This window comes from Novosphingobium pokkalii (genome assembly GCF_014652855.1).
GTDB lineage: Bacteria > Pseudomonadota > Alphaproteobacteria > Sphingomonadales > Sphingomonadaceae > Novosphingobium > Novosphingobium pokkalii.
Map to the genome: position 1 here is coordinate 241,938 of NZ_BMZP01000002.1, position 18,698 is coordinate 260,635.

25 protein-coding genes are annotated in these 18,698 nt (G+C 66.7%); 12 read left to right on the plus strand and 13 right to left on the minus strand.

All coding sequences use genetic code 11. The annotated features are described in order from the left end of the window. Positions 1–24: 24 nt before the first annotated feature. The 5 genes from IE191_RS03060 (at position 25) to IE191_RS03080 (ending at position 2,111) form a co-directional block, all read left to right on the plus strand. Complete coding sequence (locus IE191_RS03060; RefSeq protein WP_191322871.1) at positions 25–315, plus strand: RNA-binding S4 domain-containing protein; 291 nt, start codon at positions 25–27, stop codon at positions 313–315. Positions 316–330: 15 nt separating this feature from the next. After that, positions 331–669, plus strand: a complete 339-nt coding sequence (gene fdxA, locus IE191_RS03065; protein ID WP_191322872.1) for a ferredoxin FdxA — start codon at positions 331–333, stop codon at positions 667–669. 89 nt (positions 670–758) lie between these two features. Beyond that, positions 759–935 carry a hypothetical protein gene (locus IE191_RS03070; protein WP_191322873.1) on the plus strand — a complete coding sequence of 59 codons (177 nt, stop codon included), beginning with the start codon at positions 759–761 and terminating at the stop codon, positions 933–935. A gap of 230 nt (positions 936–1,165) precedes the next feature. Continuing rightward, positions 1,166–1,690, plus strand: a complete 525-nt coding sequence (locus tag IE191_RS03075) for a CarD family transcriptional regulator (RefSeq protein ID WP_022675317.1) — start codon at positions 1,166–1,168, stop codon at positions 1,688–1,690. Positions 1,691–1,811: 121 nt separating this feature from the next. Then, positions 1,812–2,111: a hypothetical protein gene (locus IE191_RS03080; protein ID WP_191322874.1), complete on the plus strand. Its 300-nt coding sequence runs from the start codon at positions 1,812–1,814 to the stop codon at positions 2,109–2,111. Between the two features lie 11 nt (positions 2,112–2,122). Here IE191_RS03080 and IE191_RS03085 read toward each other — a convergent pair whose 3' ends face one another. Next, on the minus strand, positions 2,123–3,088 hold the full coding sequence (locus tag IE191_RS03085) for an L-threonylcarbamoyladenylate synthase (protein WP_191322875.1): 966 nt from the start codon (positions 3,086–3,088) through the stop codon (positions 2,123–2,125). A gap of 65 nt (positions 3,089–3,153) precedes the next feature. On the opposite strand from IE191_RS03085, the gene IE191_RS03090 reads away from it, so the two are divergent. After that, positions 3,154–3,978 carry a DUF815 domain-containing protein gene (locus tag IE191_RS03090; RefSeq protein WP_191322876.1) on the plus strand — a complete coding sequence of 275 codons (825 nt, stop codon included), beginning with the start codon at positions 3,154–3,156 and terminating at the stop codon, positions 3,976–3,978. A gap of 21 nt (positions 3,979–3,999) precedes the next feature. On the opposite strand, the gene IE191_RS03095 is transcribed toward IE191_RS03090, so the two are convergent. From IE191_RS03095 to IE191_RS03135, 9 genes are all read right to left on the minus strand, one after another. Further along, complete coding sequence (locus tag IE191_RS03095; RefSeq protein ID WP_191322877.1) at positions 4,000–4,671, minus strand: cell wall hydrolase; 672 nt, start codon at positions 4,669–4,671, stop codon at positions 4,000–4,002. A 194-nt stretch (positions 4,672–4,865) separates the two neighbouring features. Then, positions 4,866–5,219 (minus strand): DUF1491 family protein, encoded by a 354-nt coding sequence (locus tag IE191_RS03100; RefSeq protein WP_191322878.1) that lies wholly within the window; start codon positions 5,217–5,219, stop codon positions 4,866–4,868. A gap of 16 nt (positions 5,220–5,235) precedes the next feature. Further along, positions 5,236–5,697 carry a PTS sugar transporter subunit IIA gene (locus IE191_RS03105; protein ID WP_191322879.1) on the minus strand — a complete coding sequence of 154 codons (462 nt, stop codon included), beginning with the start codon at positions 5,695–5,697 and terminating at the stop codon, positions 5,236–5,238. 179 nt (positions 5,698–5,876) lie between these two features. Continuing rightward, positions 5,877–6,458 carry a ribosome hibernation-promoting factor, HPF/YfiA family gene (gene hpf, locus IE191_RS03110; RefSeq protein WP_191322880.1) on the minus strand — a complete coding sequence of 194 codons (582 nt, stop codon included), beginning with the start codon at positions 6,456–6,458 and terminating at the stop codon, positions 5,877–5,879. 74 nt (positions 6,459–6,532) lie between these two features. After that, positions 6,533–7,249, minus strand: a complete 717-nt coding sequence (gene dnaQ, locus IE191_RS03115; RefSeq protein ID WP_191322881.1) for a DNA polymerase III subunit epsilon — start codon at positions 7,247–7,249, stop codon at positions 6,533–6,535. A 47-nt stretch (positions 7,250–7,296) separates the two neighbouring features. Beyond that, on the minus strand, positions 7,297–7,902 hold the full coding sequence (coaE, locus tag IE191_RS03120; RefSeq protein ID WP_191322882.1) for a dephospho-CoA kinase: 606 nt from the start codon (positions 7,900–7,902) through the stop codon (positions 7,297–7,299). Further along, on the minus strand, positions 7,899–8,774 hold the full coding sequence (locus tag IE191_RS03125; protein ID WP_191322883.1) for a shikimate dehydrogenase family protein: 876 nt from the start codon (positions 8,772–8,774) through the stop codon (positions 7,899–7,901). The genes coaE and IE191_RS03125 overlap by 4 nt, the downstream gene beginning before the upstream one ends. Beyond that, a complete protein-coding gene (locus tag IE191_RS03130) occupies positions 8,771–9,355 on the minus strand; it encodes a Maf family protein (protein WP_191322884.1) in 585 nt (194 codons plus the stop codon). The genes IE191_RS03125 and IE191_RS03130 overlap by 4 nt, the downstream gene beginning before the upstream one ends. Continuing rightward, a complete protein-coding gene (locus tag IE191_RS03135; protein WP_229815070.1) occupies positions 9,352–10,140 on the minus strand; it encodes a pyruvate, water dikinase regulatory protein in 789 nt (262 codons plus the stop codon). The genes IE191_RS03130 and IE191_RS03135 overlap by 4 nt, the downstream gene beginning before the upstream one ends. Between IE191_RS03135 and IE191_RS21240 the strand changes: the two genes are divergently transcribed. The 4 genes from IE191_RS21240 to IE191_RS03150 all read left to right on the plus strand — a co-directional run bounded on the left by IE191_RS21240 (position 10,087) and on the right by IE191_RS03150 (position 14,323). Then, positions 10,087–10,209 (plus strand): hypothetical protein, encoded by a 123-nt coding sequence (locus tag IE191_RS21240; RefSeq protein WP_268249412.1) that lies wholly within the window; start codon positions 10,087–10,089, stop codon positions 10,207–10,209. The genes IE191_RS03135 and IE191_RS21240 overlap by 54 nt on opposite strands. Before the next feature lie 351 nt (positions 10,210–10,560). Continuing rightward, on the plus strand, positions 10,561–11,589 hold the full coding sequence (gene hemE, locus IE191_RS03140) for a uroporphyrinogen decarboxylase (protein ID WP_191322886.1): 1,029 nt from the start codon (positions 10,561–10,563) through the stop codon (positions 11,587–11,589). After that, on the plus strand, positions 11,586–12,083 hold the full coding sequence (locus tag IE191_RS03145; protein ID WP_191322887.1) for a TlpA family protein disulfide reductase: 498 nt from the start codon (positions 11,586–11,588) through the stop codon (positions 12,081–12,083). Before hemE ends, IE191_RS03145 begins: the two co-directional genes overlap by 4 nt. A gap of 47 nt (positions 12,084–12,130) precedes the next feature. Beyond that, positions 12,131–14,323 (plus strand): S9 family peptidase, encoded by a 2,193-nt coding sequence (locus IE191_RS03150; protein ID WP_191322888.1) that lies wholly within the window; start codon positions 12,131–12,133, stop codon positions 14,321–14,323. 70 nt (positions 14,324–14,393) lie between these two features. On the opposite strand, the gene IE191_RS03155 is transcribed toward IE191_RS03150, so the two are convergent. Together IE191_RS03155 and IE191_RS03160 are read right to left on the minus strand one after the other, a co-directional pair. Beyond that, positions 14,394–15,359 carry a hypothetical protein gene (locus IE191_RS03155; protein WP_191322889.1) on the minus strand — a complete coding sequence of 322 codons (966 nt, stop codon included), beginning with the start codon at positions 15,357–15,359 and terminating at the stop codon, positions 14,394–14,396. A gap of 48 nt (positions 15,360–15,407) precedes the next feature. Next, complete coding sequence (locus IE191_RS03160) at positions 15,408–15,812, minus strand: DUF2946 family protein (protein ID WP_191322890.1); 405 nt, start codon at positions 15,810–15,812, stop codon at positions 15,408–15,410. A gap of 159 nt (positions 15,813–15,971) precedes the next feature. Between IE191_RS03160 and IE191_RS03165 the strand changes: the two genes are divergently transcribed. Further along, positions 15,972–16,415, plus strand: a complete 444-nt coding sequence (locus IE191_RS03165; RefSeq protein WP_191322891.1) for a CopD family protein — start codon at positions 15,972–15,974, stop codon at positions 16,413–16,415. Between the two features lie 253 nt (positions 16,416–16,668). After that, a complete protein-coding gene (gene rho, locus IE191_RS03170; RefSeq protein WP_022676461.1) occupies positions 16,669–17,925 on the plus strand; it encodes a transcription termination factor Rho in 1,257 nt (418 codons plus the stop codon). 309 nt (positions 17,926–18,234) lie between these two features. On the opposite strand, the gene IE191_RS03175 is transcribed toward rho, so the two are convergent. After that, on the minus strand, positions 18,235–18,621 hold the full coding sequence (locus IE191_RS03175; protein WP_191322892.1) for a nuclear transport factor 2 family protein: 387 nt from the start codon (positions 18,619–18,621) through the stop codon (positions 18,235–18,237). Positions 18,622–18,698: the final 77 nt, after the last annotated feature.

The following is an 18,698-nucleotide window of genomic DNA, read 5'->3' on the forward strand; positions in this document are numbered from 1 at the left end:
CGCCACCAGACCGAGGGAGCACGGATGCGGATCGACAAGTTGCTTTGGTTCCTGCGCTTTGCCGGCACCCGTGGCCTTGCCCAGGGGTGGGTGGAAGAAGGGCATATCCGCCTCAACGGCCGGCGCGTGGAACGGTGCAGCGCAGGGGTGAAAGTGGGCGATGTGCTGGTCCTGCCGCTGCGCAATGGGGTGCGGGTAATCGAGATCGTCACCCTGCCAGGGCGGCGCGGACCCGCCCTTGAGGCACAAGGATGCTATCGGGTGCTTGACGCGGCGCCCCTCGCGCCTCTAGCACGGCCCGAAATCGAGCCTTGAGGAAATACCCACAGCATGACTTACGTCGTCACCGATGCCTGCATCCGCTGCAAGTACATGGACTGCGTGGAAGTGTGTCCTGTCGACTGCTTCTATGAAGGCGACAACATGCTGGTGATCAACCCCAGCGAATGCATCGACTGCGGCGTGTGCGAACCCGAATGCCCGGCCGAAGCGATCCTGCCCGACACCGAAAGCGGGCTGGAACAGTGGCTGGAGCTGAACGCCAAGTATTCCGCCGAATGGCCCAACATCACGACCAAGAAGGACGCGCCGGCCGATGCCGACGCCTGGAAGGGCGTGGACAACAAGTTCGAAAACCACTTCTCGCCCGAACCGGGCGAGGGCGACTGAGACTGCGCAGGGCGGGCCGGGGCGATTCGCCCGCCGCCCGGATAGCGCCGGCCCGGTCCTTGCAGAGGCGGTGATTCGGTGCCGATTTCATGGCTGCCCCGGTTTTTTCGCTGGGTGCGGCGCAAAGCCCTATGGCTTTTGCCGTCTCGGCTCTGGTAATTTTGCCACAAAGCTGCTATATAAGGCTCAAGCGCCGGGCAAATCCTTTGCCGGGCGCCCTTTTTGTTACGAGAAGGCAGAAACAGGCGGCAAACGGAAAACGCTGACGGATCGCGCTATCGGATCGCTTCGACGATCGCAGGGCCGCAGCCGGGCTTGAATTTGGCCGGGCTTGAAACGGTTCTTTGCCAGTTCGCACTCCACGGGACCAGCCGCGCACCGGTTTGACCGGGCAGGTTGGAGTGGCACGGGCATATCGGTTCGCCGTCTCGCAGTTTTCCCTTAGCCGGGCATCCCGCCCCCGCCGTCCCGTCTGCCGGCGTCGAAAGGATAAGAAATGGCAGCCAAGGCTCTTGCCTTCGATGTTGGGGATTACGTCGTTTACCCGAAGCACGGTGTCGGCCGCGTGGTCGAGCTTCAGCAGGAAGAAATCGCGGGCATGAAGCTGGAGCTCTATGTGCTCCGCTTTGAAAAGGAGCGCATGACGCTTCGCGTTCCGGTCAACAAGGTCGAAGCGATCGGCATGCGCAAGCTGTCTTCGGACAAGACGCTGCGCGAAGCGCTCGACACGCTCAAGGGCAAGCCCAAGGTCAAGCGCACCATGTGGTCGCGCCGCGCCCAGGAATACGAAGCCAAGATCAACTCCGGCGACCTCGTCTCGATCGCCGAAGTGACCCGCGACCTGTTCCGCGCCGACGACCAGCCGGAACAGAGCTATTCCGAACGGCAGATCTTTGAAGCCGCGTCCTCGCGCCTGGCGCGCGAACTGGCCGCGATGGAAAAGACCGACGAACCGGCCGCGCTCAAGAAGATCCTCGCGATCCTCAACGAGCACGCACCCAAGTATTACGAAACCGTCTGATCCCGCGATTGCGCGACCAGCCATGTTTCACGTGAAACGGGCCGCCGGAACCACCGGCGGCCTTTTTCGTTTGGCGGCGGGGCAAGCCTGCCACCGACCAGCCCACAAAAAAGGGTAAGCCATGACGCGCAAGGCCGTTTTTCTCGCGATTCCCCTGGCATTGATGGTCTGCGCGGCGCGGAACCCGCCCCCGCGCGATCCCACCCGACCCAATGCGACCGTGCAGGCCCAACGCACGCAGCAGCATGCCCAAGCACTCACCACGGCGCGGGCCCGGCTTGCCAAGGAACGGGCCCGTTGCAAGCGGGGCAACCGCCGCGCCTGCGCCCGGGCCACTGCGGCCAAGGCCGTGCTCGACGATCTCAACGGTCAGGCGATCGCACCCGAAGCGATGCCTGCCGCCCCTCACGCCATGCGCTGAGTAAGTTCCTGTCAGGCGGCGGCGCGACGCAGGCGGTCGTTGATCGCCGCACCGACGTCGCTGTCTGGCACAGGAGCCACGGCAATGCGCGGCTGCGCGGCCGCTGCGCCGGCGTGGAGGCAGGCGTAGAGCCGCGCTGCCGCTTCGGCCAGGTCACCGGCAGCAGACAGCGTCACGTGCCCTGAAACCGGCCCAAAACCGATCAGGAACTCGTCTTCGTCCGCTGCCTGCGCCTCAAGCCGCACCGGCTTGCCCGGCGCATAGTGGCTGGCGAGTTGCCCAGGTGCCTCGATCCCGCGCCCCGGCCCCTGTTCGGGTGCCTCGCCCAGCACGGCGGCGATGGCAGCGGCGGTGATCGGGCCAGGGCGCAGCAAGGCCCAGCCACCTTCAGGGCGCAGCCCGACGATGGTCGATTCGATGCCCTGGCGCGTTTCCCCGCCATCCAGAACCAGATCGACGCGGGTACCGAGCGAAGCGGACACGTGCCCGGCGCTCGTCGGGCTGATCGCGCCGCTGCGGTTGGCCGACGGTGCCGCCAGCGGCAGGCCGGACTCGCGCAGCACCGCCTGCATCGCCGGATGCGCCGGGCAGCGCAGGGCCACCGTGGGCAGGCCGGCGCTCACTGCCGGGGCCAGGCCGCTGTCCGCGCGGCGCGGCACCACCAGCGTGAGTGCGCCGGGCCAGAACGCTGCTGCCAGTGCCTTGGCCCGTTCGTCCAGCAGCGCCAGGCGCTCGGCGGCTGCCAGATCGGGCACATGCACGATCAGCGGGTTGAAATCCGGCCGTCCCTTGGCGCGATAGATCGCGGCCACGGCGTCGTCGCGATCGGCGCGGGCGGCCAGGCCATAGACCGTCTCGGTCGGCACCGCGACCGTGCCGCCCGTGCGCAACACGGCCACGGCGGCGGTCACGCCTTCGCGGTCGGCGGGCAGGACGCGGGGTGATGCAAACGGCTGGGAAAAGGGGTTGGAGGTCATGGCCCCCGTCGCTATCGCGGCGGCGTGCCTTTTGCAAAGCTTCCTCTCGTTCACCAGGTGGCCCGATGACCGACCAGACCCACGCCCTGCTTGTCCGCATTGCCGATGCGCTGGAACGCCTGGCGCCGCCTGCGCCCGCGCCGGTCGATTGGCGCGCCCATCCCGCCTATGTCTGGCTGGGGCAGACCGCGCGCGCGGTGGATCGCCTGGAAGCACCGGACCTGGCCCAGATGCGCGGGATCGATGCGCAAAAGGCGGTGGTGGTGGCCAATGTGCAGCGCTTTGCCAGCGGCGCGGCGGCGCACGACATGCTGCTGTGGGGCTCGCGCGGGATGGGCAAGTCCGCCGTGCTGCGCGCAGCGGTCAAGGCCGCCGATGCCGCACGGCCCGGCTCGATCGCGCTGGTCCAGGCCATGCCCGATGCCACGCTGCCGCTGCTGTTCGGGCAATTGCGCGGGGTGGACCGCTGCTTCCTGGTGCTGCTCGACGATCTCGGCTTCGATGCCGGCGATGCTGAAGGCGCGCGCCTGCTGCGCTCTTGGCTGGAAGGCGGCGTGGAAGCGCGCCCGGCCAATGTGCGGCTGGCCGTCACCTCAAACCGCCGCGCCATCGTCGAACGCCACATGAGCGAGCAGGACGATCCGATCAATCCGCGCGATGCCGTGGACGACCGGCTGGCCCTGGCCGACCGCTTCGGCCTGTCGCTGGGTTTCCACGCCTGCAACCAGGACGATTACCTGGCGATCATCGCCGGCTATTGCACGGACCTTGGCCTGCCGTTCGAGGCCGGGGATGCGCTGGAGTGGTCCAAGCGGCGCGGCAGCCGCTCGGGTCGCGTCGCCTGGCAATATGTCAACGAAGTGGCGGGACGGGCCGGGCGCGTGTTGTAAACGCGCGACGTTCCGCGTTGCTCAACGGTAGAACACGTGCCCGCCGATGGCGGCCAGGCGGGTCTTGCCCCAGGCCGGCGAAACGCGCGTGGCGTGGAAGAACAGGGCGCCTTCCACCGGGCTTTTCCAGCTACCCTGGTCGGCAATCACCGCGATGCGCGCGGCATTGGCCCAGAACCGGCTGGCATGGTTGATCGCCGGCATCGTGTGGCCGCGCACGAACGAGAACTGCGAAGGCTGGTAGACCACGCCGCAATAGGATGCGGGATAACGGCCGGACTGGCTGCGCGCGACGATCACGCGCGCCACGGCGAGTTGGCCAGCCAGGCTTTCGCTCTTGGATTCGAAATAGACCGCCCCGGCCAGGCATTCCAGCTCGGGCGAAAGGTGGGCGGGAACCGGCGTGGCTTCCACCAGATCGGCCAGACTGGCCATGGCTGTGCCGGAGGATGCCGGCGCGGGCGCCAGGCCTATCATGCCGCGTGCCGGGGGCAGGGTGGTGGTGGCGGGGCCAGTGGCAGGAAGGGCAATTGCCCCGTTGGCGGGGCCTTCCGGCACCACGACCTGAAGGTCATGGGCGCCGGAAAGGGCATGAAGAGGATCCTTGGCCTGCGCGGCGGGTGCGCCCAGCAACGTTACCAGGGCGAGCAGGCCGGAAAAGACCTGGCGGGCAACGCGGAACCGATCGGTCATCTGCCATCTGCATTGGGCGGTGATCGCCCGTCTGCGGCGCGCGACAAGACAGTCCGGCAATCATGCCGGAAAGCTTGCCCCCATGGGCCACGACGGTAAACCCCCGTCTGCGTGCCAGCGCCTTAAGACCCCATGCCAAGCGGCGCCGCCTGCGCAAATCGATGGACGCGGGTCTATCCGCGCGCGAAAGGGAGTCAACCTTCGCCGGCAAAGTTCCCGATGAACTGTTGTGCGTCTGCGATGGTCAGTTCAAGCAGCCACAAATCGGGATCACGCGCGGTTCTTCGCGCTATGTAGTCGTTAAATTCCTGTTTACTTTCCGGGTCTTGCGCCTTGGTGACAGTCCATGGGCGGGCGCCATCGGCCTGTGGCAGTCGTTCCCACAACCGTGCCAGTTCGCCATGTTCGGCGGTATTTTCCAGCGTCACCAAGGCGATAGTGCCAGCGTCGGGGTCGCCCTTGTGCAGCACCATGGCAAAGCCGCCGGCGGCCTGGACCGCGCGAATCCAGCCCTGCGCCTCGATCCGGGCGGGCAGGCGGGTGCTCATGGAATGAAACGGCGGATCACGCCGCGTCGCGGTCGATCACGTTGACCAGCACGGCATAGAGCGCATCGGCATCGGGCGCGCTGCTCAGCCGCTGGTGCATGCGATCGTCGCGCATCAGGCGGCTGATCGCGGCCAGGGCCTGGAGATGCACGGCGCCCGCCTGCTCGGGCGAGAGCAGGCCGAACACACAATCGACCGGCATGCCATCGGCGGAATCGAAATCGACCGGTTCTTCCAGACGCAGGAACACCGCCACCGGGCGCGACAGGCCATCGAGGCGGGCGTGGGGAATGGCCACGCCGCGGCCGAAGCCCGTGCTGCCCAGGCTCTCGCGCTCTTCGATGCGTTCCTGCACCTGCGCGCGGTCCAGCCGGTACACGGCGGCAAAGCAATCGGCCAGCGTATCCAGGATCTGCGCCTTGGATTCGGCACGGATCACGCGGACGGCCTGGGGATCAATGGAAAAAAGTGCGGTCATGAAACGAAAAACGCCACAGCCTGTGTAAAGGCACGGTCAAGTTGGGGGGCCTTTGCGCCCTATTGTGCCCCCATGCAAGCGTCGAATCGTGTCAGGGCGCAAATCCGGGCCGCTTCACGGCCGGTTTGCAGGAATGCGCCCGCAAGCCCGGACAGGACTTGCGGGCGGGCCATTTCAATTCACGAACCGGCCGGTTCGACCCAGCCGATCGAGCCATCGCCACGGCGATAGACCATGTTGTGCACACCGGTGCCGGCGTTCTTGAACAGCAGCGCGTTGGTGTTGCGCAAGTCGAGCATGATCACCGCGTCGGAGACGGTGGCCGTGGGCACGTCCACCCGCGTTTCGGCAATCACCAGCGGCGCATCGGTGGCTTCGCTCTCGTCGTGATCCTCGGCCGGCTCTTCCAGCATGAACACGGTATAGGCCGCGTCTTCGCTGCGGCGGGCAAAATCGGCGCCTTCGGAGTGGGCCTTGATACGGCGCTTGTAGCGGCGCAACTGCTTGTCGATCTTCTCGGCGGACTGGTCGAGCGCCTGGTGGGCATCCTGCGCCACGCCGCTGCCCTTGAGAATCAACCCTTGCGTGACGTGGGTGATGATGTCGCAACGGAAGCCTCCGTGCGGCGCCTTGCCCAGCGTGACCTGCGAGGAAAGCGCGCGGGAGAAGTACTTGTCGACAATGCCGGAAAGCCGGTCCGCCGCGTGGGCTTCAAAGGCGGCTCCGGTATCGACCTGGTGTCCCGAAACGCGAATGTCCATGGGTCTTCTCTCCTTCTTGGGCCCGTTCCGGCCAAACTGGGCCTGCGCGGCCCGCAAGACGGGCCGCCGGCAGCTCAGCGCGACCAGAGCGGGTTGCTGATGCCCGCCATGAATTCCGCATGGCGGGCCAATTCCGCTTCGCTGGCCGCATGCGGCCGGGGCTCGCGGAAAATCCGGGTGCTTTGGGTGACGGTGGTTTGCGCCACGGCCACGACGGCAGCGGCGGCTCCAGCACCCGGGGAAGAGACGCTGGCCTCTGCCGCAAGTTCCAGGCCGATCTGCCGACCACCCATCAATTCGACGTAAAGCTGCGCCAGCAGCTCGGCATCGAGCAGCGCGCCGTGCTTGGTGCGGTGGCTGCGATCGATGCCATAGCGGGTGCAGAGCGCATCCAGGCTGAGCTTGGCGCCGGGATGCTTGCGCCGCGCGATCGCCACGGTATCGACCATGCGATCTCGGCTAACGGGCTCCAGCCCGATGGCCGAGAGTTCGGCATTGATGAAGCCAAAGTCGAACCCGGCGTTGTGCGCCACCAGCGGCGCATCGCCGATGAATTCGAGGAAAGCCGCGGCACATTCGGCAAAACGGGGCTTGTCCGCCAGGAACGCGGCCGACAGGCCATGGACGGCCTCGGCCTCTGCCGGCATGTCGCGTTCCGGATTGAAATAGGCGTGGTACGTGGCGCCCGTGGGCACCCGGTTGACCATTTCCACACAGCCGAGTTCAACCAGCCGGTCACCGCCCTGCGGATCGAGTCCCGTCGTTTCGGTATCGAAGACGATCTCACGCATAGACAATATGTGAACCTGCCGAGGGGGGCTGGCAAGGGGCGCGACGATCAACCCCGGGGGTTTTTTTCCCGCAAGAGAGAAACCAGATCGTTAACCATGGCGCGGGTCTGCGCGATTGTCACGCCGGTGTCGATGACATGGTCGGCGCGCGCCCGTTTTTCCGCGTCGGGCACCTGAAGCGCCAGAATCTGGGCGAATTTTTCCGGCGTCATGCCCGGCCGCGCCAAGACGCGCGCGCGCTGCACCGCCGCCGGGGCCGAGACCACGGCCACGGCATCGAGCCCGGCAGCATGGCCTTTCTCGAACAGCAGGGGAATGTCGAACACCACCAGCGGCTGCCCGCCGTGCTCGATCAGGAACGACTCGCGCGCGGCCGCCACCGCCGGGTGGACGATTCGCTCCAGCCGGGTGAGCGCGGCCTTGTCACCAAACACCAGCGCGCCGAGCTTGCCGCGATCCACCCCGGCCGGGCCGGTGGTGCCGGGAAAGGCAGCCTCGATCGCTGGCAGCAGCGCGCCGCCCGGCCCTTGCAGGCGGTGAACCTGCGCATCGGCATCGAACACCGGCACGCCCGCCTCGCGCATCATCTCCGCCACGGCGGACTTGCCCATGCCGATCGATCCGGTCAGGCCCAGGACAAAGGGGCGCCTCATGCCGGGACGGGCGCCAGCAAACGTGCGCGCAAGCCCGTATCCGCCGCCCCGCGCGGCGGCGTGGCCCCGAAGAAACGGCGAAACGCATGGTCGGCCTGGCCCACCAGCATCGCCAGGCCATCGACCGTGGCAAACCCCGCTCCCCGCGCGCGGGCGAGCAGATCGGTCTCCAGCGGACTGGTGACAATGTCATAGAACACCGCGCCGGGCGGGGTGTGCGACAGATCATAGGCCAGCGGCGGCTGCCCGGCCATGCCGAGCAGCGAGGCATTGACCACCAGATCGAACAGTTGCGCCCGATCGTCGAACGCGAAATCGGTGGGATCGGCGAAATGGGCACTGTCCACCGCATGATGGTTGTTGCCGCGCGCCAGTTCATCCAGCAGGGCCTGCGCCTTGGCCGGATCGCGCCCGGCCAGCACCACGATGAAGCCGGCATCGGCCAGAGCCGCGACGATCGCCCGCGCCGCGCCGCCGGTGCCCATCACGCGGGCCATGCGCAGCAGATGGGTGTCTTCCAGCCAGGGCTTGAGCGGCTCCATGAAACCGGGCGCATCGGTGTTGTAACCCACCAGCGCGCCCGCTTCGGGCACGATCGTGTTGACGGCACCGATCCGCGCGGCCAGCGGATCGAGCCGGTCGAGCAGCGGGATCACCGCCTGCTTGTGCGGCATCGTCACGTTGCAGCCGCGCCAGGCCGGATCAGCGCGACGGCTGGCGAGATAGTCGGCCAGGCCCTCGGCGCGCACATGGGCCTGCCGGTAATCGCCGGGAAGGCCCAGTTGCTCCAGCCAATAGCGGTGGATCACCGGAGACTTGGACTGGGCGATCGGATCGCCGATCACCTCTGCATAGGGAACCGCCTCGCTCATGCCGCCAGTTCCCCGGCCTCGCGCAGCGCGCCGAGCAGCGCGAGCAGCGGCATGCCCAGCACAGTGAAGTGGCTGCCCTCGATCCGCTCGAACAGTTGCACGCCCAGCGCCTCGATCCGGAACACGCCGACGCAGCCGGACACGGCGGGCCATTCCCTGTCGAGATAGCTGTCGATAAAGCTGTCGGAAAGCCGGCGAACCTGAAGTTTTGCCGTCTCGCAATGGCGCCAGGTGACCGCGCCATCGCGCATCAGCACGGCAGCGCTGTGCAGCAGCATGGTCTGGCCGGAAAAGAACGCCAGGTGCTCGGCCGCCTGGGCGCGGCTGACCGGTTTGTCGAAGCTGCGCCCGCACACTTCGACCAGCGAATCCCCGCCCAGCACCAGGCGGCCGGGCATGGCGGCGGACACCGGCATGGCCTTGGCCTCGGCCAGGATCTGCGCCACCTGGCAGCCAGGCACGCCGATCAGCTCGCGCTTGATCTCGCCTTCATCCACATCGGAGCTGCGCGCCTCGAACGGCACGCCGGCCGCCTCCAGCATGGCCTTGCGCGAGGCGCTTTGCGAAGCAAGAACGATCATAGAGCCTTCATTCCCGAATTGGTCTCGGCGGCCGCCTTGCGCTCGTTGTAGAGCGTGATCACCGCCGCAGCGGTCTCCTCGATCGATCGACGCGAAACGTCAATCACCGGCCAGCCGTTGTCGGCAAACATGCGCCGGGCATATTGCACTTCGCGCGCCACGTGCTCGCTGTCGACATAGGCGGTCTCGGGCGCCTGGTTGAGCGAAAGCAGGCGGTTGCGGCGCACCGCGATCAGCCGTTCCGGGCTGGTCGTCAGCCCCACGATCAGCGGGCGGCGCACGGTGAACAGCGTGGGCGGCGGCGGGCTTTCCACCACGATCGGGATATTGGCCACCTTGTAACCACGGTTGGCGAGGTAGATCGAGGTGGGCGTCTTGGAACTGCGCGACACGCCCGCGAGCAGGATATCGGCCTCTTCCCAGTTTTCCCAGCCCACGCCATCGTCGTGGGCAATGGTGAACTGGATTGCGTCCACCCGCTGGAAATAGGCCTCGTCCATCATGTGCTGGCGGCCCGGCCGGCCCCGCGCTTCCTGGCCAAGCTGTTGTTCGAGCGCATTGGTCACGGCATCGAGCGCGGCCACGCAGGGCAGGCCCAGCGTGGCGCAGCGCTGCTCCAGCCGGTCGCGGGTTTCGGTGTTGACGAGCGTAAAAAGCACTAGTCCCGGGTTGGCGGAAATTTCACCGAGGATGCGGTCTAGATGCTGTTGCGAGCGGACCATCGGCCAGAAATGGCGCACGACATCGGCGTCCTCGAACTGGGCAAGGGCCGCTTTCGCAATCATTTCAAGGGTTTCACCTGTCGAGTCAGAGAGCAGGTGAAGGTGCAGGCGCTGCATGGAAACCCTTTGTGAACAGGCCGGCGCAAGGCTTTGCAGGGCCGCCGGGGTAACCCTGTGGAAAGCGCTAGGATAAACCACGGGACGAAACCGACGACAAGTTTCACCCCCGATTTCACCCCCGATGCGAGTCCTTCCCCGGCCGTTTCATCCCCATGGGAACAGCCTTTCCCACAGCCTGTGGGAATCGAGGAGAAGTTTGACTTGCACCGGGAGTCATCGGGATTCGCACCCGGCGATTTTTGTGGAGCATCCGGGACAAATCGGGCAGAGCCTTGCTATCCCCGGTTTCCACAGGGCCAACTACTTTCATCATCCCCTTTAATAAGATTCTATTTTTTTTGATTGGATTGGAAAAAGACAAGGATGCCCGGTCCCATTCTCGAAACGCTCTGCGGCCAGAACCTTTCCCGTCGGCCAATCTGGCTGATGCGCCAGGCCGGCCGCTATCTGCCCGAATATCGCGCGCTGCGGGCCAAGAAGGGCGGGTTCCTCGAACTGGTCTATGACACCGACGCCGCAGCCGAGATCACGCTCCAGCCGATCCGCCGCTTCGGGTTCGATGGCGCGATCCTGTTTTCCGACATCCTGATCGTGCCCTATGCCATGGGCCAGGACCTGACGTTCACCGCCGGCGAGGGACCGCGGCTGTCCCCTCCGCTGGTGGATAGTGCCCTGAGTGCCCTCCAGGGCGTGCCAGAGCGCCTTGCGCCGATCTACGCTACCGTGGGGAAGGTCAGGGCCGCCCTTGGCCCGCAGACCACCCTGCTGGGCTTTGCCGGCAGTCCCTGGACCGTGGCGACCTACATGGTGGCGGGCGAGGGCAGCCGCGACCATCACGAGACGCGCAGCTATGCCTATCGCGATCCGGACGCGTTCCAGGCCATCATCGACGCCATCGTCGAGGTGACCATCACTTATCTGTCCGGCCAGGTGGAAGCGGGCGCGGAGGGCCTGCAACTGTTCGACAGCTGGGCCGGCAGCCTGGCCCCGGCGGAATTCGAACGCTGGGTGATCGCGCCCAATGCCCGCATCGCTGCGGCCATGCAGGCGCGCTATCCCCATGTGCCGGTCATCGGCTTTCCCAAGGGCGCCGGGGAAAAGCTGGCGGCCTATGCCCGCGAAACCGGGGTCAATGCCGTGGGCGTGGATGAAACCATCGATCCGCTGTGGGCCGCCCGTGAACTGCCCGCCGGCTTGCCGGTGCAGGGCAATCTCGATCCCCTGCTGCTGCTCTCGGGCGGGGCGGAGCTGGAGCGCCAGACCCTGCGCGTGCTCGATGCCTTTGCCGATCGCCCGCACGTGTTCAACCTGGGCCATGGCATCGGCCAGTTCACCCCGATCCCCCACGTCGAGCAGTTGCTCGCCATCGTACGGGGCTGGGAGCGCGCTTGATCGCGCGGGCGGTTCGGCGCGGCCTGACCCGGCTCGGCGTGGTGCTGGCGGCCCTGGCCCTTGGCTTGCCCGCCCATGCCGCGCCGGATCGCCTGCCACCGCTAGCCACCACCACGCTCGACGGGCAACCCTTCGCGATTAATCCGGCGGCCCACGCGGTGGTGGTCGTGCATTTCTGGGCCACCTGGTGCGCGCCGTGCCGGGCCGACATGCCGATCCTCGATGCCGCATTCCAGCGCCACCGCAATGACGGCCTGCGCATGGTCGGCATTTCGCTCGACACAGCGGCCAGCCGCAGCCGCATCCTGGCCGGCGGCATGGGCGTGCATTTCCCGCTGATCCGCGCCAGCGACACCCACTTGCGCCCGCGCGACCTGCCCACCGCTCTGCCGGAAACGCGCATCTATGACCGTGATGGCACCGTGCTGGCGCGGTTCGGCCCGCTGGACGCGGCCCGCTTTGCCCAGGCGCTCGACACGGCATTGGCGCGCTGAGCCATTCCCCGCTTGCGTTGCGGCGGGGGCTGGTTACGCATGCAACCATGAACACGATCAAGCTTTCGCTCGCGGTGCTGGCCCTCGGCACGGCGCCCGTCGCATTCGCCGCGCCTGCCGCGCCTGCTAACCCCGCGCCCGCCACCCCGTCCAGCCAGGCTCCGGCCATGACGGCGCAGGATCTCGTCACGCTGCCGCGCCTTGGCAATGTCACCGTCTCGCCCGACGAGCGCCTGGCCGCCTATACCGTCACCACCACCGATCCGCGCAGCTACCAGCGCAGCACGGCGCTGTGGCTGCTCCCGCTCGGCACCAAGGGGGCAACGCCGGTCAAGCTGGCCTGGCAGGGCAGCCTGAGCGATCCCGCTTTCGCGCCGGACGGGCGGCTGTGGTTCCTGTCCGACAAGGATGGCAAGACCGCGCAGGTCTGGTCGGTGCTGCCCGGCGCCGATGGCAGCGCCGGTGGGCCGCGCAAGGTGACCGATCTGGCCGCCGAAGTCGCCGGGTTCAAGCTGTCGCCCGATGGCCGGCGCCTGGCGGTGTGGGGCGATATCGCCCGCGCCTGCCCCACGTTTGGCGGCTGTGCCGATCTGCCCCACGGCGATGGCAATCTCGGCCTGCCGGGGCCGGGAACCGGCCGCCTCTATCAGGATGGCGCCGGCTTCGTCCGCCACTGGGACGCCTGGGAAACGCCAGGCATCCACAGCCGCATCTTCGCTTTTGCGCTCAACAGCAGCGGCCAGGTCGATCCCGCCAGCGGCCACGCGCTGGATGGCGATCCGGCCAAGGGTGGCCTGACGGGCGACGCACCGAGCAAGCCGTTCGGCGATGGCAGCGAACTTGCGTGGAGCGCCGATTCCACCGCCGTGATCTATGCCGCGCGGCAGGCCGATCGCGACGAGCCGCGCTCGACCAATCTTGACCTGTGGTGGGCGCCGGTCGACGGCAGCGCGCCGCGCAATCTCACCGCCGCCAACCATGGCACCGACACCACCCCGGCGGTTTCGCCCGATGGCCGCTGGCTGGCCTGGGCGGCAATGGCGCGCCCCGGTTACGAGGCCGATCGCCTGGTCGTGCAGCTCATGGACCTCAAGACCGGCAAGAGCCGCGCGCTGACCCAGGACTGGGACCGTTCGGCCAGCTCGCTGGCGTTCACGCCCGACAGCAAGGCGTTGATCGTCACGGCCGAGGATGTGCTGGATACGCCTGCCTTCCGCGTCGATCTCGCCAGCGGCCAGGCCACGCGCCTGTCGTTCCAGAAGGGGCGCGAAGGCCATGTGGCGCAGATCATCCCGCTCAAGGATGGGGCCTTCCTGCTCAAGCGCGATGCCGTCGATGCCGCGCCGGAACTTTATCTGGGCAAGCCCTATCTGGGCAAACTTGGCCGCCCGGCACAGCGCCTGACCGATCTCGATGCCAGCGCGCTTCGGGCCATGGCGCCGGTCGCGGTCGAGCGCTTCTCGTTCGCCGGGGCCAATGGCGATACCGTCTGGGGCCAGATCCTCAAGCCGGCCGGCACCACCGGCAAGCTGCCCACCGTGCTGCTGGTCCACGGCGGGCCGCAGGGCTCGTTCAACGATAGCTGGTCCACCCGCTGGAACCCGCGCCTCTGGGCGGCGCAGGGCTATGCCGCGATCACCATCGATTTCCATGGTTCGACCGGCTATGGCCAGGCATTCACCGACAGCATCAACCAGGATTGGGGCGGCAAGCCGCTCCAGGACCTGCAACTCGGCATGGCCGCCGCTGCGGCCAAGGATGGCGCGGTCGATCCATCCAACGCCTGCGCCGCCGGCGGCAGCTATGGCGGCTACATGATGAACTGGATCGAAGGGCAGTGGCCCGATGCGTTCAAGTGCATCATCCAGCACGATGGCGTGTTCGATGCCCGCGCCATGGCCTATGAAACCGACGAGCTGTGGTTCGACGAATGGGAACACGGCGGCCACGCCTATTTCGAGGCGCCCGAAGCCTTTGAAAAGTGGAATCCGGTGAACCACGTGGCCAAGTGGAAGACGCCGATGCTGGTGATCACCAGCGAAAACGACTTCCGCATTCCCTATACGCAGGGCCTGGCCAGCTTCGCCGCGCTGCAACGCCGGGGCATTCCGTCAGAGCTGCTGGTGTTCCCGGACGAAAACCACTGGGTGCTCAAGGCCAAGAACTCGCTCCAGTGGCACCAGAGCGTGTTCGGCTGGCTGGCCCGCTGGCTCAAGCCCACCCAGCCTGTGGGCAAGTAAGCTGAAAACCGGGGGATAGCGAGGGAAGCCGGGGCTTTTTCGCTATCCCCACAAGCCCTATCCCGTGCGGTCAGAACCGCGCGGTCAGCCCGGCGGCCAGGTTCACGCGCGGGGCAAGCTGCCAGCCGATCACGCGCTGGTAGAGCGGCAACTGGACATGGGCAAAGGCCGACATCCGCCCGCCCAGCGGCGCGGTGAGGCCCGGGGCGATATAGACCTGCTCGCCCCCGCTGTTCTCCACGTCGGCATTGAGGCCGCTGTCCTGCGCGTTGATGCGGGCATTGACCTGCAATTGCGGCACCACCCGGCCCAGCCCGAGCCATTGCACCGCAACCGACCCTTCACCGATCGTGCCGGGCCGATAGTCTTCGCGGGCGTTGAGCGCGATCTGGGCCTGGGCCTGGAGCATGATCGCCCAATCCCGGCCGAGCCGGCGATAGTGATAGGCGCCGATCACCGCCTGGGTCGTGCCGGTGCCGGGTTGCAGGCCGCGATCGACCACTTCGCCCTGCGCCGGGCCGCTGTGGAAGGTCTGGTGAAAGCCGCCGGTCGGCAGCACCAGCCCGAACTGGAGCCCGGTGACGCCACCGGGCGTGGACAGCCCCTGCCAGCGCGCGGTGACGCGGATATCGCCCAGGCCATGCGTGCGCGAGCGGCTCTCGCTCTCGGTATCCTCGGCAATCGTGGCGTGGGGGCGAATTACCAATGGCACGGCCACGTTGATGCCCCAGTCGCTCGCAAACTGCCGGTCATAGCTGGCGGTGACATAGACATTGTCGGTCCAGCGTTCGATTTCGTGATCGTTGGGCAGGGGCAGCTTGCTGGTGTCCACGCGGCTGGTGCCACTGCGCAACTGGCTTTGCGGCACATAGTCCACGCGCAGGGTGGCGGCCTGGCCTGGCTGGGTCACCAGTCCCTGGTTGAGCCAGTCGGCGGTAAACGTGCAGCCGCAACTGGCGCAGGCGAAAGCGGCCGATGGGCTGAGCACAAACGCAACGGAGGCAGCCGCAAGGGCTGCGGGAAGGGAACGGGTCATTGTTGGATATCCCGATGGCGGCCCTCCGCCGCTCGGGGCAGGGGCCGGTTATGCTGTTGGACGGAGGGGCGCGAACCGAGCCACAGGTGGCGCGCGGGCCGGGGGCCGGGTGCGCGCGATCGCGGCCAGGGCCAGCGCGGCGGCCAGCGCCGGGGCGATCAGCCCGACCAGCGGCGCGGGGCCGGGCAGGGCAGGTGGCTCGCCACCACCCAGCAGCGCTTCGGCCAGCACGCCAAACGCGCAGGGGCCGGGGTTGGCCCGGTTGCTATCGCTGCCCTTGCCGGGTTTGGTGGCCAAAGTGATGGTGCGGATCGTGGCAGGTCCGCTGCCATCGCACAGCGTCACCACCAGGCCACCGGCGCGATCGGCCACCGGCATCATGCCCGGCGGGATCAGCACGCGCAGGCCCAGCACCAGGGCCAGGATCACCAGGCCCAGGCGCGGATGGCGCATCAGCAATCGGCGGCCGGCCTGCAACGCTTGGTTCCCCCCTGCACGCCTATCCTACCCGAGGGGGCAAGGTTCTTGCAATCGGCGTTGCAAAGGGCGAGATGGCAGGGAAAGCTGTTCGCTTCGTTCTCCCACGCTGTTTCCCCAAGCTGGAAGACCCTCATGCTCCAGGTGCTCTCGATGCTCTATCTCTGGCTCAAGGCCGGCCATGTCATTTTCGTGATCTTCTGGATGGCGGGCCTGTTCATGCTGCCCCGCCTGTTCGTCTATCACCAGGAAACCCCGGTCAATTCGCCCGAAAACGCGGTGTGGACCGATCGCGAGCGCAAGCTGATGAAGATCATCATGGCGCCCAGCGTGGCCGTGGTGTGGATCCTGGGGCTGGCCATGGCCGTGACCGGCGGCTGGTTCACCCAGGGCTGGCTCCATGCCAAGCTGCTGCTCGTCGTGGCGCTGACCGCCTATCACATCTGGCTGGCGCGCTATCACCGCGCCCTGGCACGCGGCGAGCGCCGCCTCACCGGCAAGCAGCTTCGCCTGCTCAACGAAGTGCCCGGCGTGCTCGGCGCGATCATCGTCATCCTGGTGATCATCAAGCCATTCTAACAGAATGATAAAGCCCCCTCCTCTTCAGAGGAGGGGGTTGGGGGTGGTGGAAACCAGGCACCAACGCCACCCGCACCCGCACCCGCGCCCCCACCCACCATTCCTCAATTGACGCGGCCCGATTCCCGGCATATCGCCGCGCGTGACCGGCATTCACCGCATCGCACCTGTCGCGATGCCAAGGCCCGCTTTCTCCAAGCCCTTCGGCCCGCCGGCCATTTTCCAGCCTAATTCCGCTGACGGAACACACGCAATGCACCTGAAAGAACTCAAGAAGAAAACCCCCGCCGAGCTGGTCGAAATGGCCGAAGAGCTGGGCGTGGAAGGCGCGAGCACGATGCGCCGCCAGGACCTGATGTTTGCCATCCTCAAGGAAGTGGCCGAGGACGGGGAGGAAATCCTCGGCATCGGCACGATCGAGGTTCTGCCCGACGGCTTCGGCTTCCTGCGCAGCCCGGAAGCGAACTATCTGGCCGGCCCGGACGACATCTATGTCTCGCCCAACCAGGTCCGCAAGTGGGGCCTGCGCACCGGCGATACCGTGGAAGGCGAAATCCGCGCGCCCAAGGACGGCGAACGCTATTTCGCCATCACCCGCCTGATGAAAGTCAACTTCGACGAGCCGGAGGCCGTGCGCCACCGCGTCAACTTCGACAACCTCACCCCACTCTATCCCAACGAGCGGCTCAAGCTCGACACGCTCGATCCCACGGTCAAGGACAAGTCCGCCCGCGTGATCGACTTGGTCAGCCCGCAGGGCAAGGGCCAGCGCGCCCTGATCGTGGCGCCGCCGCGCACCGGCAAGACCGTGCTGCTCCAGAACATGGCCAAGGCCATCACCGACAACCATCCAGAAGTGTTCCTGCTGGTGCTGCTGGTGGACGAGCGCCCGGAAGAAGTGACCGACATGCAGCGTTCGGTGAAGGGCGAGGTCATCTCCTCCACCTTTGACGAACCCGCCACGCGCCACGTGCAGGTGGCCGAAATGGTCATCGAAAAGGCCAAGCGCCTGGTCGAACACAAGCGCGACGTGGTCATCCTGCTCGACTCGATCACCCGCCTCGGCCGCGCCTACAACACCGTGGTGCCCTCGTCGGGCAAGGTCCTGACCGGTGGTGTCGACGCCAACGCGCTCCAGCGTCCCAAGCGCTTCTTTGGTGCGGCGCGCAACATCGAGGAAGGCGGCTCGCTCTCGATCATCGCCACCGCGCTGATCGATACCGGCAGCCGCATGGACGAAGTGATCTTCGAAGAGTTCAAGGGCACCGGCAACTCGGAAATCGTGCTCGACCGCAAGGTGGCCGACAAGCGCATCTTCCCCGCGCTCGACGTGGGCAAGAGCGGCACTCGCAAGGAAGAACTCCTCGTGCCGCGCGACCAGCTCAGCAAGATGTGGGTGCTGCGCCGCATCCTGATGCAGATGGGCACGGTCGACGCGATGGAATTCCTGCTCGACAAGATGAAGGATTCCAAGACCAACGAAGACTTCTTCGCGACGATGAACCAGTAATCCCGCAAGGGTTTACCGCGCACAAGAAGGGGTGGGGAGCGAGGGCTTCCTGCCCCTTTTTTGTGCGCTGCTGGTGCGGGGGGAGGGGGCTTCGACAAGCTCAGCCCGAACGGAAACGAGCGAACGCTTAATCACCTCTGTTCGCCCTGAGGCTGTCGAAGGGCCGCTGGCGCAGCGTTGGCTCCTCGGGCTTCGACAAGCTCAGCCCGAACGGACCGTAGAGTTTTACCTTGTTACCTCCGTTCGCCCTGAGCTTGTCGAAGGGCCTGTCCTGAGCTTGTCGAAGGGCGTCACGCACAAGGCTCAAGGTCAGCCATCCTCCAGCGCCTCGGCCATCTTGCGCCACAGCAGGTCGGCCGCAGCAAATGGCCGGACCATCACTTTGAAATCGACGATCCGTCCTTCCAGGTCGAACCGCAGCAGATGCACGCCGTTGACGGTCACCCCATCCAGCATGGCGTCGAATTCCAGGGCGGCCTCATGTCCATCGGTCAGCTCGCGCACATAGGCGAACCGGGTCTGGCGCAAGGTACGGCAGGCGGCGGTAAGGTGCAGCAGCACGGCTTCGCGCCCCGTTTGCGGTGTTTGCAGAACCGGCGAGTGGAACACGGCATCGTCGGCCACGAGTTCGGCCAGCATGTCTTCCGGGCATCCGGCCAGCATCGCGCGGTGCCAGGCGGCCAATCCAAGCTGCATGATCGTGTCTCCCGTCAACAGGGACCGAGAGCGAAAGGATACTCTCATGTTCCACGTGAAACAACGCCGCGCCCGAT